General features: G+C 60.9%; 16 protein-coding genes and 1 other RNA gene. 7 read left to right on the forward strand and 10 right to left on the reverse strand.

What is annotated here, in order from left to right:
- Positions 1-2 precede the first annotated feature (2 nt).
- The 4 genes from L6D74_RS01675 to L6D74_RS01690 are packed head-to-tail and all read right to left on the reverse strand — an operon-like array spanning position 3 to position 3587.
- Positions 3-488: a DUF4442 domain-containing protein gene (locus L6D74_RS01675; protein WP_103385897.1), complete on the reverse strand. Its 486-nt coding sequence runs from the start codon at positions 486-488 to the stop codon at positions 3-5.
- Entirely contained in the window at positions 481-1668 is a 1188-nt protein-coding gene (gene ubiH / locus L6D74_RS01680; RefSeq protein WP_064600276.1) for a 2-octaprenyl-6-methoxyphenyl hydroxylase, read from the reverse strand. The genes L6D74_RS01675 and ubiH overlap by 8 nt, the downstream gene beginning before the upstream one ends.
- Entirely contained in the window at positions 1665-2999 is a 1335-nt protein-coding gene (gene pepP, locus L6D74_RS01685) for a Xaa-Pro aminopeptidase (protein ID WP_039765352.1), read from the reverse strand. The genes ubiH and pepP overlap by 4 nt, the downstream gene beginning before the upstream one ends.
- A gap of 27 nt (positions 3000-3026) precedes the next feature.
- Positions 3027-3587, reverse strand: coding sequence for a YecA/YgfB family protein (locus tag L6D74_RS01690; RefSeq protein WP_085647021.1), 561 nt, complete (start codon positions 3585-3587; stop codon positions 3027-3029).
- 125 nt (positions 3588-3712) lie between these two features.
- On the opposite strand from L6D74_RS01690, the gene L6D74_RS01695 reads away from it, so the two are divergent.
- The 4 genes from L6D74_RS01695 (at position 3713) to L6D74_RS01710 (ending at position 5132) form a co-directional block, all read left to right on the forward strand.
- A complete protein-coding gene (locus L6D74_RS01695) occupies positions 3713-3922 on the forward strand; it encodes a TIGR02449 family protein (protein WP_007940359.1) in 210 nt (69 codons plus the stop codon).
- Positions 3919-4236 (forward strand): cell division protein ZapA, encoded by a 318-nt coding sequence (locus L6D74_RS01700; protein ID WP_039765346.1) that lies wholly within the window; start codon positions 3919-3921, stop codon positions 4234-4236. Before L6D74_RS01695 ends, L6D74_RS01700 begins: the two co-directional genes overlap by 4 nt.
- A gap of 30 nt (positions 4237-4266) precedes the next feature.
- A non-coding RNA gene (ssrS, locus tag L6D74_RS01705) (6S RNA) lies at positions 4267-4445 on the forward strand.
- 81 nt (positions 4446-4526) lie between these two features.
- Positions 4527-5132, forward strand: coding sequence for a 5-formyltetrahydrofolate cyclo-ligase (locus L6D74_RS01710; protein WP_064600281.1), 606 nt, complete (start codon positions 4527-4529; stop codon positions 5130-5132).
- A gap of 35 nt (positions 5133-5167) precedes the next feature.
- Here L6D74_RS01710 and L6D74_RS01715 read toward each other — a convergent pair whose 3' ends face one another.
- A complete protein-coding gene (locus L6D74_RS01715; protein WP_007911192.1) occupies positions 5168-5323 on the reverse strand; it encodes a hypothetical protein in 156 nt (51 codons plus the stop codon).
- 197 nt (positions 5324-5520) lie between these two features.
- Here L6D74_RS01715 and L6D74_RS01720 point away from each other — a divergent pair, with 197 nt between their 5' ends.
- Entirely contained in the window at positions 5521-5973 is a 453-nt protein-coding gene (locus L6D74_RS01720; protein ID WP_236187545.1) for an EVE domain-containing protein, read from the forward strand.
- 156 nt (positions 5974-6129) lie between these two features.
- On the opposite strand, the gene L6D74_RS01725 is transcribed toward L6D74_RS01720, so the two are convergent.
- Entirely contained in the window at positions 6130-6537 is a 408-nt protein-coding gene (locus L6D74_RS01725) for a flagellar basal body-associated protein FliL (RefSeq protein WP_007951814.1), read from the reverse strand.
- 150 nt (positions 6538-6687) lie between these two features.
- Here L6D74_RS01725 and L6D74_RS01730 point away from each other — a divergent pair, with 150 nt between their 5' ends.
- The gene (locus L6D74_RS01730; RefSeq protein WP_085647022.1) at positions 6688-7665 is read left to right on the forward strand and encodes an NADPH:quinone oxidoreductase family protein; all 978 of its coding nucleotides are present in this window, start codon (positions 6688-6690) and stop codon (positions 7663-7665) included.
- 51 nt (positions 7666-7716) lie between these two features.
- Here the strand turns inward: L6D74_RS01730 and L6D74_RS01735 are convergent, their stop codons facing one another.
- The gene (locus L6D74_RS01735; protein WP_236187546.1) at positions 7717-8325 is read right to left on the reverse strand and encodes an energy transducer TonB; all 609 of its coding nucleotides are present in this window, start codon (positions 8323-8325) and stop codon (positions 7717-7719) included.
- Between the two features lie 326 nt (positions 8326-8651).
- Here L6D74_RS01735 and glpT point away from each other — a divergent pair, with 326 nt between their 5' ends.
- On the forward strand, positions 8652-10001 hold the full coding sequence (gene glpT, locus L6D74_RS01740; RefSeq protein ID WP_007951819.1) for a glycerol-3-phosphate transporter: 1350 nt from the start codon (positions 8652-8654) through the stop codon (positions 9999-10001).
- Here glpT and L6D74_RS01745 read toward each other — a convergent pair.
- The 3 genes from L6D74_RS01745 to ubiD all read right to left on the reverse strand — a co-directional run bounded on the left by L6D74_RS01745 (position 9977) and on the right by ubiD (position 13277).
- Entirely contained in the window at positions 9977-10645 is a 669-nt protein-coding gene (locus L6D74_RS01745; RefSeq protein ID WP_039765337.1) for a gamma-glutamylcyclotransferase, read from the reverse strand. The genes glpT and L6D74_RS01745 overlap by 25 nt on opposite strands.
- A gap of 197 nt (positions 10646-10842) precedes the next feature.
- On the reverse strand, positions 10843-11811 hold the full coding sequence (locus tag L6D74_RS01750; RefSeq protein ID WP_236187547.1) for a CDP-6-deoxy-delta-3,4-glucoseen reductase: 969 nt from the start codon (positions 11809-11811) through the stop codon (positions 10843-10845).
- Positions 11811-13277: a 4-hydroxy-3-polyprenylbenzoate decarboxylase gene (gene ubiD, locus L6D74_RS01755; RefSeq protein ID WP_064600291.1), complete on the reverse strand. Its 1467-nt coding sequence runs from the start codon at positions 13275-13277 to the stop codon at positions 11811-11813. Before ubiD ends, L6D74_RS01750 begins: the two co-directional genes overlap by 1 nt.
- Between the last annotated feature and the right edge of the window lie 72 nt (positions 13278-13349).

Below are 13349 nucleotides of genomic sequence, written 5' to 3' on the forward strand. Positions count from 1 at the left end.
CTTTAAGCCTGTCTCGCTGGCGGCTTGAGCCGCACGTAAAGGGTTTTACCGACCCGCGCCACCAGGTTGCCGGCGCCGTCATGAATGTCGACCTGCAACTGCGGCAGGTATTTCTCGCCACTGGCGGTCTGCCGACGGATCTCGTCGAGCAGGGTGTCGTCGATGTTGAACCGGGCGAACACCGGGCCTTTGCCCGGCGATATGAAATCGATGTCGGCGGCCTTGTCCCAGACAATGTACTTCGAGCCGAGATTCTCCATGAGCATCAACATGAAGAACGGGTCGACCATCGAATACAGACTGCCGCCAAACTGGGTGCCGACGTAATTGCGGTTGTACCAGCCCAGGCCCATCGAGACACGGATGTCACGAAAGTCATCGCTGATGTGCTGCACCCGGACACCGGCGCCAAAGTAAGGCGGGTAGAGCGTCATGATCCAGCGCATCAGCCGCGCCTTGCCAAACCGTCTGATCAGCCACTCACGCATCCGGCCGCGTCCCCAGCCCCATGGCCTGACGGGCGAACCAGCGTTTGGCCGGCGGCAGCAGATCAAGGCCGAGCAGGCCGATGTTGCGCCCCAGCGACACCAGCGGCTGAGTACTGCCGAACAGGCGCGTGACCTGATCGGAGAAGCCGACGGTGAGGTCCTGATCGAGACGCTGACGCTCGCGATAGGCCTGCAACGTGGCGAAATCCCCCAGCGGTTTGTCGCTGGCCAGCAGCGCGGCGGCCAAGGCATCGGCATCGCGCAGGGACAGGTTGAAACCCTGCCCGGCAATTGGGTGCAGGCTGTGGGCGGCGTTGCCGAGGACGGCCAGATGCGAGCGCACCTGCTCTTCGGCCTCCACCAGCGCGAGCGGATACAAATGTCGCGCGCCGACCTGTTTCAGGGTGCCGAGGCGGTAACCGAATACGCCTTGCAGCTCACTGAGGAAATCCCGTTCGCTCAAGTCAGCCAGCCGTTGCGCGTCCATGCCCAGACGGGTCCAGACCAGCGCGCAGCGGTTTTCCGGCAGCGGCAACAGGGCCATCGGGCCTTCGTCGGTGAAGCGCTCGAAGGCCATGCCGTTGTGCGCTTCGCTCGGGGTGATGTTGGCGATCAGCGCGCTCTGGTTGTACGGGCGCTTGCGCACGTTGATGCCCAGTTGCTCGCGCAGACCGGAACGGCCGCCATCGGCGAGCACCGCCAGATCGCATTCGACCGTGGTTTCATCGTTGAGGGTCAGCCGATAGCCGTCGGGCAGCGGCTCCATGCGGGAAACTTCCGCCGGGCAGCGCCAACTGATCACGTCTTTGTCGAGGTGCTGCCACAGGCACTGGCCGAGCCAGGCGTTTTCCACCACATAGCCGAGCGCCGGGACGCCCTCTTCCATCGCCGACAGGCGAGCAGTGGAGAAACGACCACGGTCGGACACATGAATCTGCTTGATCGGCTCGGCGCGACGGGAAATTTCCTGCCACACGCCCAGCCGCTGATAAATCTGCCGCGAACCGAAAGACAGCGCCGAGGAGCGCGCGTCATAGCTTGGCTGCCAGGTGTCACCGGGGGCGAACGGTTCGATCAGCACGATCTTCCAGCCACGGGCCTTGGCCCCGGCCTGCAAGGCCAACGCCAGACTGGCGCCGACCAGACCACCACCGATGATTGCCAGATTGACCCGACTCATGCCGCGCAGGTCCGTGCTTGCGCCATCAGGGCTTCGATCTCGGCGACGGTTTTCGGCACGCCGCCGGTCAGGATTTCACAACCGCTCTTGGTCACTACCACGTCGTCCTCGATGCGCACGCCAATGCCGCGCCATTTCTTCGCTACGTTCTGATTGTCCGGGGCGATGTAGATGCCCGGCTCCACGGTCAGCGCCATGCCGACTTCCAGCACCCGCCATTCGCCGCCGACCTTGTATTCGCCGACGTCATGCACATCCATCCCGAGCCAGTGGCCGGCGCGGTGCATGTAAAACGCCTTGTAGGCCTCGGAGGCGATCAATTCGTCGACTTCGCCCTGCAACAGCCCCAGCTTCACCAGCCCGGTGGTGATGACCCGAACCGTGGCTTCGTGCGCCTGGTTCCAGTGTTTGTTAGGAGCGATTTCGGCGAATGCCGCTTCCTGCGAGGCCAGCACCAGTTCGTAGATCGCTTTCTGCTCGGCGGAAAACTTGCCGTTGACCGGCCAGGTGCGGGTGATGTCGCTGGCGTAGCAGTCGATCTCGCAACCGGCGTCGATCAGCACCAGATCGCCGTCCTTGAGCAACGCGTCATTCTGCTGGTAATGCAGGATGCAGCTGTTGCGCCCGGCAGCGACGATCGAACCATAAGCCGGCATCTTCGCCCCGCCCTTGCGGAACTCGTAATCCAGTTCGGCTTCGAGGCTGTACTCGTACAGCCCGGCACGACTGGCCTGCATCGCCCGGATGTGAGCCTGGGCGGAAATCCGCGCGGCCTCGCGCATCACCTTCACTTCTGCCGCCGATTTATACAGGCGCATGTCGTGCAGCAGGTGATCCAGGGCAACGAATTCGTTCGGCGGCTGGGCGCCGAGGTGCGCCTTGGAGCGGATCACGTTGATCCAGTCCATCAGATGGCGGTCGAATTCCGGGTTGCTGCCCATGGCCGAATACACCCGGTCGCGGCCTTCGATCAGGCCCGGCAGGATGTCGTCGATGTCGGTGATGGGGAAAGCGTCATCGGCGCCGAAATCGCGGATCGCGCCTTCCTGGCCAGCGCGCAGGCCGTCCCAGAGTTCCCGTTCGGCGTTGCGTTCACGGCAGAACAGCACGTACTCGCCGTGTTCGCGACCGGGCATCAGGACGATGACCGCCTGTGGCTCGGGGAAACCGCTGAGGTACTGGAAGTCGCTGTCCTGGCGATAGACGTGCTCGACGTCGCGGTTGCGGATGGCGACCGCCGCCGCCGGCAGGATCGCGATACTGTTGGGTTCCATCTGCGCCATCAGCGCCTTGCGGCGCCGGGCGTATTCCGCTTTCGGGATATGGATCATGGGCAGATGGCTTTCCCTGGCACGCGATCAGTGCAGCGACGGCTTGGCCGCTGGCGGCACGTCGGCCTTTTTGGTTTCGGAGAACAGCAGCAGCGGAGCGACACGCAGGTACTCCATGACTTCCATATAGTCGCTTTCGCCGTCTTCGGATTCTTCCAGTGCGTCTTGCACCTGGGAGATCGCTGCAAGATCCTGCAACACTTCGGTGGCCTCGGTGCTCAGCATGCTGCTGTCGCGGCAGTTCAGGCCGAACCCGGTGAGGAAGCCCTGGCACCATTCGCCCAGCGCGGCGGCACGCTCGGCCAGAGGCGTGTCATCGTTCGGCAACAGCAGAACCACGGTGACGTCGTCGCCGGTGAGTTCGCTCTTGACCATCTCCTGCAGACCGATCAGCGCGTTGCGGACGTTGTCCTGCGGCTCGCTTTCGAGCAGCTCGGCGGCATCGATCAGCCACTCTTCGGCATTGAAGCCGGCGCCAGCGCAACTGCGCCCCAGCAACAGGCCGTGCAGTTCGGCAGGCGAAACGGAATGACCGCTGGATTTCAGCAGCGTGGCAAAGCCTTGGTACGGGGAATTCTGAATGGGCATGGGCAGCTAGGCGCCAGACGGCGCTATGTCTAGAATGAAGGCCTTGTATCCTACATCGACAGACTCGCCAAGACCATTAAAGGCTGTCCGCCAGCCAAACCCATCAGACCGAACCAGTGGACACAATGGAAGACACCGACCTGCAAGCGCTGATGGCCAGACTCGAACTGCTGATTACCCGAGTCGAGCAACTAAAGAGTCAAAATGCACTCTTACTTGCTCAGGAAAAGACCTGGCGCGAGGAACGCGCGCACCTCATTGAAAAAAACGAAATCGCCCGGCGTAAGGTCGAATCGATGATTTCGCGCCTCAAGGCCCTGGAGCAAGACTCATGAGTTCAAGCAATAGCGTTACCGTGCAGATCCTCGACAAAGAGTATTCGATCATCTGCCCCCAGGAAGAGCGCAGCAATCTGATCAGCGCCGCCCGCTACCTGGACGGCAAGATGCGCGAGATCCGCAGCAGCGGCAAAGTCATCGGCGCCGACCGCATCGCCGTGATGGCCGCGCTGAACATCACCCACGACCTCTTGCACAAAGAAGAGCGCCCGGACATCCAGGCCAGCGGTTCGACCCGTGAACAGGTGCGTGACTTGCTCGATCGTGTCGATCTGGTGCTGGCGACCGATCCGGACGTCACCAAGGGCTGATTCGCCAGGCCGCTTGAGTTATACTCGCCGCACTCCCTGGGGTGCTTGCCAGTTGACGATGTCCCTGAGCCGATTTGCACTACCCTGGGGGTTGCACGTTGGGCTGGTGTGCATGTCCGCCAGACGGAAAGCCTTAAAGCCTACTGCATCCTCCACCTTGAACTCTCGGGTTCAAGGGCTAAGTCGACAGCGGCTCATCCGGGGAGCCTGATTCGAATCCGATGCCGGTGCATGCCGGCATCGGATTTTTTATGCGTACGTTTTCGTCCCCACCCTGCCGAAGCCGAACCATGACCGAACCCGCGTTGCTGCCCCGCCCCCAACTGCGCCGCCTGCTGCGCAAGGCCCGTCGCTCGTTGACGCGAAGCGAGCAGCGCCAGGCCGCCGAAGGTCTGTACAGGCAACTGGCACAAGACCCGCACTTTCGCCGGGCGAGACACATTTCCCTGTACCTGCCCACCGACGGTGAAATCGACCCGCGCCTGTTGCTGCGCGCTGCCCAGCGTCGCGGCAAGAAAACCTACCTGCCGGTGCTCAGTGCCTGGCCACGAACCAAAATGGTCTTTCAGCAGATCCGCCCCGGCGAAAAGCTCAAACCCAACCGTTTCCGCATTCTTGAGCCGCGCGCCAATCTGGCCCGTCAGCGCAAGGTCTGGGCACTGGATCTGGTGTTGTTGCCACTGGTGGGATTCGACGATGTCGGCGGGCGCTTGGGCATGGGCGGCGGATTCTACGACCGTAGCCTGGCCTATCTGGCCCGACGCCAGAACTGGCGCAAGCCGACGCTATTGGGCCTGGCCCATGAATGTCAGAAAGTCGAACGTCTCGCGCAAGCGAGCTGGGATGTACCGTTGCAGGGAACGGTGACAGACAAGGCGTGGTATTTCGCAGGATAGACGCCGCGCGGATCAGCGGCGTCGAAAAGGCAGTTTCAGCGCTTGAAAGCTGTCGACTGTTGTACTTGTTGCGCCACTTCAATCGGTGCATCGGCCTTGTTGGCCCACAGACTTTGCGCATAACCGGTGGTCACGACGCCCAGACCGAACAAAATTACCAAAGTCCACAGCAAATCCGGTTTGCGTTTCATCGATTGCCCCCCTCAAGGCACATCATCACGATGACAGCAGCGGTTTCCATTCGTAGGCCGTGCAGCAGCGTCAAGCTTTAAAGGCCGGCATTTTGCGACAACGTGAACCGTCGCGCAAATGCTGACGTCAACCGACCGTCGGTTTGTCATAAAATTGCCGGACAACCTGCCCAATGACCGCTTGAGGAGCACACACCATGGCCTACTGGCTGATGAAATCCGAGCCCGACGAGCTCTCGATCAAGGGCCTGGAAAAGCTCGGCAAAGCGCGCTGGGACGGGGTTCGCAACTATCAGGCACGCAATTTCCTGCGCGCCATGGCGGTGGGGGACGAGTTCTTTTTCTACCATTCCAGCTGCCCGGAGCCGGGCATTGCCGGAATCGGCAAAATAATCGAAGCGGCGTACCCGGATCCCACCGCACTGGAACCGGAAAGCCATTACTTCGACCCGAAAGCCACGCCGGAGAAAAACGCCTGGAGCGCGATCGATGTCGCCCACGTAGAGACATTCAACCGAGTCTTGAAGCTGGATTATCTGAAGCAGCAGACCGCGCTGGCCGAGATGCCGCTGGTGCAAAAGGGTTCGCGGCTGTCGGTGATGCCGGTGACGGCCGAGCAGTGGGCGGCGGTGATCGCGCTCAAATCCTGAATCATCCTTCGCCTGACAAAATGCCTTCGCGGGCAAGCCCGCTCCCACAGGTATTTCTGGTGGTCACAAATAATGTGTTCACTAAAAATCCCTGTGGGAGCTGCGGTGCGACGATTCGACTTGCCAGCGATGAGGCCCGCCCGGACAACGAATGCCTTACTGAATGATCAGGTTATTGAACAACAGGTCTTCAACCACCGGCTTGCCGGTCTCGTCATTCATCACTTGCTGGGTCTGTTTCAAGGCTTCCTGACGCAATTTTTCCTTGCCCTCGATGCTGCCCATCGCATCGGTGGTCTGCTGAGTGAACAGCGCCACCAGTTGATTGCGGATCAGCGGCTCGTTGGCCTTGACCAGTTTGGTCGCCTCTTCGCCAGTCACCCGCAGTGCCACGTCGGCCTTGTAGACCTTGAGCTTCGGAGTGCCATCGAGCCCGTAGTTGCCCACGAACGGCGGGCTCAGGGTGATGTAGTTGACCTTCGGCGCCTCGCCCTCTTTGGCTTCTTCGGCCAGCGCTGCCACAGGCAGAGACAGGGCCAGCAACAACATGATCCACGCTTTCACAATTCGCTCCTTATCCGGTTTGCGGCCTAGCATAACGACCCGCCGCGCAAGCACAAGCTTATGGCGGACTATCAGGGCCGGGCATGCTCGTTGACCCGTTGACTGCCACACCTACACTTATCGGCCATCACTCCCAAAGGAATAGCCCTGATGAAAGCCGTGCTGTGCAAAGCCTTCGGCCCTGCCGAATCGCTGGTGCTGGAAGACGTCGCCAGTCCTGTCGCCAAGAAGAATGAAATCCTGCTGGACGTGCACGCCGCCGGGGTCAACTTCCCGGACACGCTGATCATCGAGGGCAAGTACCAGTTCAAGCCGCCCTTCCCGTTCTCGCCGGGTGGCGAAGCCTCCGGCGTGGTCAGCGCGGTGGGGGAAAAGGTCAGTCACCTGAAAGTCGGTGACCGGGTCATGGCCCTGACCGGCTGGGGCAGCTTCGCCGAGCAGGTCGCGGTGCCGGGCTACAACGTGCTGCCGATCCCGCCATCGATGGATTTCAACACCGCCGCCGCCTTCAGCATGACCTACGGCACGTCGATGCACGCCCTCAAGCAGCGCGGCAATCTGCAACCGGGCGAAACCCTGCTGGTACTCGGCGCCTCCGGCGGCGTTGGCCTGGCCGCCGTGGAAATCGGCAAAGCCATGGGCGCCCGGGTGATCGCCGCCGCCAGCAGCGCGGAAAAACTCTCGGTGGCCAAGGCTGCCGGTGCCGACGAACTGATCAACTACAGCGAAACCAGCCTCAAGGACGAGATCAAGCGCCTGACCGACGGCCAGGGCGCGGATGTGATCTACGACCCTGTCGGCGGCGACCTGTTCGACCAGGCCATCCGCGCCATCGCCTGGAACGGCCGCCTGCTGGTGGTCGGCTTCGCCAGCGGACGCATTCCCGAACTGCCGGTCAACCTCGCCCTGCTCAAGGGGGCGGCGGTGCTCGGCGTTTTCTGGGGCTCCTTCGCCCAGCGCCAGCCGCAGGACAACGCGGCGAATTTCCAGCAATTGTTCGGCTGGTTTGCCGAGGGCAAGCTCAAGCCGCTGGTGTCGCAGGTCTATCCGCTGGGCAATGCCGCGCAGGCGATCAATGATCTCGGGCAGCGCAAGGCCGTGGGCAAGGTGGTAGTCAGCGTGCGCTAAACAGAAAAAGCTGTCTGGTCATACACCTGACCAGACAGGCATGCGCTGTTCTCATAAAACCTTACGAATGTCTTCCGGCAGAAGGGTTACGTACTTAAGACCTGGACTCTTTTGGCAACGCATCACAATGCCGGGAACACGCTTGTTCATTTTGGCTATCATCGCCAAACGTTGCTCCATTGGGATCTGCCTCTGGAAAAACGTACTTGCCAGATAGCCGCGCACGTAATGAAACGGTGCAGCATCCATCCAGGAATGTTTTGGGTAATGCGCCAGCAAACTGTTGAACTCACGACATTTGAGATCTTTTAGCCACAGGTTCAAGCCGTCAGGAGAATCGAATCCGAACGTCATCGGCGCGATGATTTCCTGTTCTGGCGGGCGCTCTCCTTCAACAGTCCACGGTTTAAAGCGCCATTGCGTCAGAGCGTTTTTCACCGCATCGGACAGTTCGGCATGATCGCTTTTCAAAATTCCGACCTTACTCACTGCGCCGTCCGCACTGACGATGAAGCTTACTTTGACTCCTCCGGTAAACCCGGCCCGTTGCAGTCCCGGCGGGTAGATGGGTTTCGGATTATGTTCCGGAATCAAGAACACTTCAGCCGCCCTGGAACTGGCGGCCACCAACAGCAAAATCAACAACACACACCACGGCATAACCCCTCCCCTTGCGACCCGAATGCCCGATCAGGCATCTGCGAAAAGGTTAAGGTGCCGCCACCCAAAACAGAACGTCGTCGCTTCTGCGTTGGAAGCAGGACATTTCCTCGAGTTCTGCCCTACAACGCACTGGAACCCCGCAGGAAGACGCCGAGGTAACCTTTCCCACAACGCCCTGCACTTATATCTGAGCGACATGTTCATAAAGGAACGCGCGACATCCAACATTTCCACTGTTTTGCCGATGGGAAGCGGTGCTATTTTCGGTAACGAAACTGTAACATTCGCATCCGCAGTCAAAACAAGAAATCTGGAGCTCTTGAATGTTTGCTTTCTTTCGTCCTGCCGCACATCAGGCTCCATTGCCTGAAGAAAAAATCGACAGCACCTACCGACGCCTGCGTTGGCAGATCTTCGCCGGCATCTTCTTTGGCTATGCGGGTTATTACCTGTTGCGCAAGAACTTCTCGCTGGCAATGCCGTACCTGATCGACGAAGGCTACAGCCGTGGCGACCTGGGCCTGGCGATGTCAGCAATCGCCATCGCGTACGGTCTGTCCAAGTTCCTCATGGGCCTGGTGTCCGACCGCTCCAACCCGCGTTACTTCCTGCCGTTCGGCCTGCTGGTCTCGGCCGGGGTGATGTTCATTTTCGGTTTCGCGCCTTGGGCAACCTCCAGCGTGACCATGATGTTCATCCTGCTGTTCATCAACGGTTGGGCCCAAGGCATGGGCTGGCCGCCGAGCGGACGCACGATGGTGCACTGGTGGTCGCAGAAGGAACGTGGCGGCGTGGTGTCGGTGTGGAACGTGGCGCATAACGTCGGTGGCGGTCTGATCGGCCCGCTGTTCCTGATCGGCATGGGCCTGTTCAACGACTGGCACGCAGCGTTCTACGTCCCGGCCGCCGTGGCTCTGGCAGTAGCGGTGTTCGCTTTCGTGACCATGCGTGACACCCCGCAATCGGTCGGCCTGCCGCCGATCGAGAAGTACAAGAACGACTACCCGGAAGGCTACGACGCCAGCCACGAAGACGAATTCAGCGCCAAGGAAATCTTCGTCAAATACGTGCTGCGCAACAAAATGCTCTGGTACATCGCCATGGCCAACGTCTTCGTCTACCTGCTGCGCTACGGCGTGCTGGACTGGGCGCCGACCTACCTGAAAGAAGCCAAGGGTTTTACCGTGGATAAAACCTCGTGGGCCTATTTCTTCTACGAGTGGGCGGGGATTCCGGGCACGCTGCTGTGCGGCTGGATGTCGGACAAGATCTTCCGTGGCAACCGTGGCCTGACCGGTATGGTGTTCATGGCACTGGTGACCGTCGCGACGCTGGTGTACTGGCTGAACCCGGCCGGCAACCCGACCGTCGACATGATCGCGCTGTTCTCCATCGGCTTCCTGATCTATGGCCCGGTGATGCTGATCGGTCTGCAGGCGCTGGAACTGGCGCCGAAGAAAGCCGCCGGCACCGCTGCGGGCTTCACCGGTCTGTTCGGGTATCTGGGTGGTTCGGTCGCGGCCAGTGCTGCGATGGGCTACACCGTGGACCATTTCGGCTGGGATGGCGGTTTCGTGCTGCTGGTGGGCGCTTGCCTGCTGTCGATGGCCTTCCTGGCCCCGACCCTGTGGCACAAGCAAGTCGCCAGTCAGAGCCGCGAAGCAGTCGCCTGATCGGCTTTTGACTTACAGCGCTTGAGCCGCGCCTCCAGATTCCGGTCTGGCATGGCGTGGCTGCGCAGGGCGTGAGCGGTCTGCTCGACATAATCGCGAGTCGTGCCGTACCGCCCGCAAGCGCTTTCGAACACCTGGCTCAGCACATGATCCGGCAAGTTGCCGGCATAGCTGGGCAGGTGTCGCTCCAACACGAATCCCAGCGCCTGAACCTGGCTGCCATCTTCGAGTCGGCAGTTGAGCCAGTGTGGCCGATAGGACGGGAACGGCATTTCGCGCTTCCATAATGCATACAGCGCGCTGTCCAGATTGTCTTCCGGCAACCGGTATGCGAAGCCGCTGCACGAGCCGCCACGATCCAGACCAAAGACCAGACCGGGCATTTCCGGCGTGCCGCGATGCTCGTGGGACCACAGGTACAAGCCACGGTGATAGCCATGCACGCGCCCACGCACCCGCTCCACGGCTGTGCATTCCGGCCGCCAGATCAGCGAACCGTAGGCGAACAGCCACACCGGCCCGCCCTTGTGGCGTGCCATGGTCGATTGCATGGAAGCGAGAAGTTGTTCGTGCGTCAGCTGCGGCCCAAGATCGAGCCGCGGAGGGTAAGCCAGGTTCAGAAAAGCGTTTTCAATGGCGCTCATGGCGAATAGCGTTCAGCTCCCCGCGGGTGAAGAATTACTTAATAGAACGCACCGCTGTAACAATAAGGCACATATGTTTTAAGGCAATTTGAGTGCCATGGCACAGTTCTTAATTGATTGCCCAATGGATATATAACCTACCGGCATTTATGCAATTACATAAATACCGATCGGCTATATGGAGAGTTATAACGAACTTATGAGCGGGGCGCGTAAGCGAATACATCCGCGCGCATCTGATGAGCGTCCATCCCCGCTTCCACCAGCGCATCCAGCGTGCCGTAGACCATGGCCGGCGAGCCGCTGGCATAGACGTGCAGCGGCTTCAAATCGGGGAAATCCTCGCAGACGGCTTCGTGCAACATCCCGCAACGCCCTTCCCAGCCGCACTGGTCACTGACGACTTTGTGCAGGAACAGATTGGGCAATTTCAGCCATTCGTCCCAATGTTCGATTTCATAGAAGTCTTCCGGACGACGCACGCCCCAGTACAAGTGCACCGGATGCTTGAAGCCGCTGGCCCGGCAATGTTCGATCAGGCTGTGGATCTGGCCCATACCGGTGCCAGCGGCGATCAGCACCAGCGGCCCGTCCGGCAGTTCCGCCAGGTGAGTGTCGCCGAACGGCAGCTCGACCCGCACCATCGGGTTGCGCTTGAGCTGATCAATCAGGCTCAGCGCACTGGATTCGCGCGCCAGCACATGGATTTCCAGATCGCGACCGCCGTGGGGCGCCGAAGCCATGGAGAACGCCGACTTCTCGCCGTTCTCGCGCTCGATCATCAAATACTGGCCAGCGTGGTAGCGCGGCGGCTTGCCGGCCGGCGCCCGCAGCCGCACACGAAAGGTATCGCCACCGACGTCCCGGCATTCGATGACCTGACACGACACGCTGCGCACCGGCAGTTCTCCCAGCGCGAGCACGCCATCCCACAGCACGATGCAGTCTTCCAGCGGCTCCGCTATGCAAGTGTAGAACTCGCCGTGGTCGTGCACCTTGCCGGCCTGTTCGACCCGGCCTTCCACCAGCAGCGCCGCACACACATGGCAATTGCCGTTGCGGCAGCTTTGTGGGCATTCGTAGCCCAGGCGCCGCGCACCATCGAGAATCCGCTCTCCGGGCCGTATCTCGAGCACCGCTCCGGAGGGCTGCAGGGTTACACGCATCAATCTATTCCTAACTGATTCCAGATGGCATCGATCCGTTGGGTGACGGCGTCATCCTTGACGATGACGCGGCCCCACTCGCGAGTGGTTTCGCCCGGCCATTTGTGGGTGGCGTCCAGGCCCATCTTCGAGCCGAGTCCCGACACCGGCGAGGCGAAGTCGAGGTAATCGATCGGCGTGTTGTCGATCATCACTGTGTCGCGCTTGGGGTCCATGCGCGTGGTGATGGCCCAGATCACGTCGTTCCAGTCCCGCGCGTTGATGTCGTCGTCGGTGACGATAACGAACTTGGTGTACATGAACTGTCGCAAAAACGACCAGACACCCAGCATCACGCGCTTGGCGTGGCCCGGATACGACTTCTTCATCGTCACCACGGCCATGCGGTACGAGCAGCCTTCCGGCGGCAGGTAGAAATCGGTGATTTCCGGGAACTGCTTCTGCAGGATCGGCACGAACACTTCGTTCAGTGCCACGCCGAGAATCGCCGGCTCATCCGGCGGACGGCCGGTGTAGGTGCTGTGGTAGATCGGATTGATCCGGTGAGTGATGCGCTCGACGGTGAACACCGGGAAGCTGTCGACTTCGTTGTAGTAACCGGTGTGGTCGCCGTACGGGCCTTCATCGGCCATTTCGCCCGGATGGATCACGCCTTCGAGGATGATTTCGGCAGTGGCCGGCACTTGCAGGTCGTTGCCGCGGCACTTCACCAGCTCCGTGCGGCTGTCACGCAGCAGGCCGGCGAAGGCGTATTCGGAGAGGCTGTCCGGGACCGGGGTGACCGCGCCGAGAATGGTCGCCGGATCCGCACCGAGGGCCACGGACACCGGGAACGGCTGGCCCGGATGCTTCTCGCACCACTCACGGAAATCCAGCGCACCGCCACGATGGCTGAGCCAGCGCATGATGACCTTGTTGCGGCCAATCACTTGCTGACGGTAGATGCCAAGGTTCTGCCGATCCTTGTTCGGACCTTTGGTGACGGTCAGGCCCCAGGTGATCAGCGGTGCCACGTCGCCCGGCCAGCAGGTCTGCACCGGCAGCATCGCCAGATCGACGTCATCGCCTTCGATGACCACTTCCTGGCACGGCGCGTCTTTGATGACTTTCGGCGCCATCGCAATGATCTTGCGGAAGATCGGCAGCTTCGACCACGCGTCCTTCAAGCCCTTCGGCGGCTCCGGTTCCTTGAGGAACGCCAGCAGCTTGCCGATTTCGCGCAGCTCGCTGACCGACTCGGCACCCATGCCCATCGCCACCCGCTCGGGCGTGCCGAACAGGTTGCCGAGCACCGGGATGTCGTAACCGGTCGGCTTCTCGAACAGCAGCGCCGGGCCCTTGGCCCGCAGCGTGCGGTCGCACACCTCGGTCATTTCCAGCACCGGCGAAACGGGAATCTGGATGCGTTTCAACTCTCCGCGCTGCTCAAGCTGCTGCACGAAATCCCGAAGATCCTTGAATTTCATTGACGATGGCACCCTCAAAATAGGCGTACATCCTACCTGCTCTGACGGGCAAACAGCAGCCCGTCAGCATCA

It is taken from the genome of Pseudomonas pharyngis, assembly GCF_021602345.1.
In the GTDB taxonomy this organism is placed as follows: domain Bacteria; phylum Pseudomonadota; class Gammaproteobacteria; order Pseudomonadales; family Pseudomonadaceae; genus Aquipseudomonas; species Aquipseudomonas pharyngis.

Excerpts from the sequence above, each read along its gene's own strand:
- ubiH (WP_064600276.1), bottom strand. The coding sequence starts at position 1,668 with ATGAGTCGGGTCAATCTGGCAATCATCGGTGGTGGTCTGGTCGGCGCC.
- L6D74_RS01710 (WP_064600281.1), top strand. The coding sequence starts at position 4,527 with ATGACCGAACCCGCGTTGCTGCCCCGCCCCCAACTGCGCCGCCTGCTG.
- L6D74_RS01700 (WP_039765346.1), top strand. The coding sequence starts at position 3,919 with ATGAGTTCAAGCAATAGCGTTACCGTGCAGATCCTCGACAAAGAGTAT.
- L6D74_RS01690 (WP_085647021.1), bottom strand. The coding sequence starts at position 3,587 with ATGCCCATTCAGAATTCCCCGTACCAAGGCTTTGCCACGCTGCTGAAA.
- L6D74_RS01735 (WP_236187546.1), bottom strand. The coding sequence starts at position 8,325 with ATGCCGTGGTGTGTGTTGTTGATTTTGCTGTTGGTGGCCGCCAGTTCC.
- L6D74_RS01750 (WP_236187547.1), bottom strand. The coding sequence starts at position 11,811 with ATGCGTGTAACCCTGCAGCCCTCCGGAGCGGTGCTCGAGATACGGCCC.
- L6D74_RS01715 (WP_007911192.1), bottom strand. The coding sequence starts at position 5,323 with ATGAAACGCAAACCGGATTTGCTGTGGACTTTGGTAATTTTGTTCGGT.
- pepP (WP_039765352.1), bottom strand. The coding sequence starts at position 2,999 with ATGATCCATATCCCGAAAGCGGAATACGCCCGGCGCCGCAAGGCGCTG.
- L6D74_RS01730 (WP_085647022.1), top strand. The coding sequence starts at position 6,688 with ATGAAAGCCGTGCTGTGCAAAGCCTTCGGCCCTGCCGAATCGCTGGTG.
- glpT (WP_007951819.1), top strand. The coding sequence starts at position 8,652 with ATGTTTGCTTTCTTTCGTCCTGCCGCACATCAGGCTCCATTGCCTGAA.
- L6D74_RS01695 (WP_007940359.1), top strand. The coding sequence starts at position 3,713 with ATGGAAGACACCGACCTGCAAGCGCTGATGGCCAGACTCGAACTGCTG.
- L6D74_RS01675 (WP_103385897.1), bottom strand. The coding sequence starts at position 488 with ATGCGTGAGTGGCTGATCAGACGGTTTGGCAAGGCGCGGCTGATGCGC.
- L6D74_RS01720 (WP_236187545.1), top strand. The coding sequence starts at position 5,521 with ATGGCCTACTGGCTGATGAAATCCGAGCCCGACGAGCTCTCGATCAAG.
- L6D74_RS01745 (WP_039765337.1), bottom strand. The coding sequence starts at position 10,645 with ATGAGCGCCATTGAAAACGCTTTTCTGAACCTGGCTTACCCTCCGCGG.
- ubiD (WP_064600291.1), bottom strand. The coding sequence starts at position 13,277 with ATGAAATTCAAGGATCTTCGGGATTTCGTGCAGCAGCTTGAGCAGCGC.